The sequence below is a fragment of the Mesorhizobium sp. L103C105A0 genome, assembly GCF_000502215.1.
Classification (GTDB): domain Bacteria; phylum Pseudomonadota; class Alphaproteobacteria; order Rhizobiales; family Rhizobiaceae; genus Mesorhizobium.
In genome coordinates this window covers 1-1,384 of sequence record NZ_AYXF01000040.1, presented here as the reverse complement: position 1 = coordinate 1,384, position 1,384 = coordinate 1, and the positions used below count along the sequence as shown (strand labels likewise).

At 61.8% G+C, this 1,384-nt stretch carries 1 protein-coding gene; it reads right to left on the bottom strand.

Features of this window, described 5'->3' with window-relative positions; genetic code table 11:
• Positions 1 to 177: 177 nt before the first annotated feature.
• Positions 178 to 1,384, bottom strand: a 1,207-nt coding sequence (locus tag X727_RS135260; protein WP_023699418.1) for a tetratricopeptide repeat protein, incomplete at its 5' end; no start/stop codon positions are given.

Genomic DNA, 1,384 nt, shown 5'->3' with positions numbered 1-1,384 from the left:
GACCTCATCCTCGCCCATGAGCGTGCTGTAGCCGACCACGTCGGCAGCAAGGATCGCGGTAAGCCTTCGCTCCATACCTGCCTGCGCCCTCCTTGGTCGATCAAGCGGCTTCGCGCAGCCTATTCTAGTCCCGCATCGGACGCGAGTGTGTGCGTCCGTTATGACGCGCGTGTGCTTCTACTGAACAACCGTAAAGTGAAACACCTTGCTTGAGTTGACGAAGGAATAGCCGCCGCCTCCATCGTCGCGGCGTTTATAGACGGGTCCACAGTCGGGGCGCCCGAACATATTCTCGCTCAGCTCGCACAATAAGTCGCCATCGACACGGACGGTCTCGGTGACCAGCCGCGTCGTGGAGCGGAAGGCTGCCTTGCCGTCGCTCCCGATCTGGAGGAAGGCTGGTTGGAGACCGGGCTCAAGCTGACCCTGCAGAGTATGGCCCAGCACCAGCGAGGCGATCTCCTTGCCCTTCAAGCGGTTGTGCTCATCGCCGGTGAAACCGAACGGCCATTCGGGCAAGCCCGCCTGCTGCAACGCGTCGACGATGAGAGCCAAATCCTGCGGGTTACGATATTGGGCACCGTTGAGTCGGTATGCGGACAATGAATCGAAACCTGGTGTGGACATGGCACCTAGCCCCTCGGCCACTGCCGCCCTGGCATCCTGCAGGCGGCCGGCGCGGGCGTAGGCGGCACCAAGCGTGATCGTGAAATCTCCGACTGACGGCGCATCGTCGCGGGTGCGTTCGAGGGCCTCGATCGCCCTGTCGTTGCTCCCTTGAATTAGAAAGACCAGACCGGCAATTTGCCGGTTTACAGGTGAAAGGTTGGGATCGAGCCTGAGCGCCGTCTCGACCGCTTCGGCAGCCTCAGCATGACTGCCGGCGAACAGTTGCACGTATCCCAGGGCTATTTGCGTCTCAGCATCGCCGGGGCCGAGTGCGACGGCTCGCTCGACCGAAGCGATGGCTTCCTCGTAGCGGCGATCCACGACCTGCATGATCCCAAGAATAGCATAGGGCGACGAAAGGTCAGGGTCGAGTTGCAAAGCTCGGCTCGCCTTCTCATATGCTCTCTTTCGTGCTGGCGCGCTCTGCATGATGTCATTGAACGATTCACGCCAGATATACACCGTCGTGCTTGCATCCGCCGCGAAGGCTTCCGCAAAAGCGGGGTCGAGCTGCTCGGCCTTGTCGTAGAGCGTGAGCGCCTCCCGCAGGCCGTCGCGCCGACCGGTCCGTGCTGTCTGCTCGGCACGAAGATAGAAGTCGTAGGCTTCGAGGTTTTCGGTCGGCGGCCGCGCCATGCGTTCGCTTTCCGCTGCCGAAGGTTGCATGCCAAGCGCCTTGGCGATCTCGCCGCTCATCTCGTGCTGGACGGCAAAC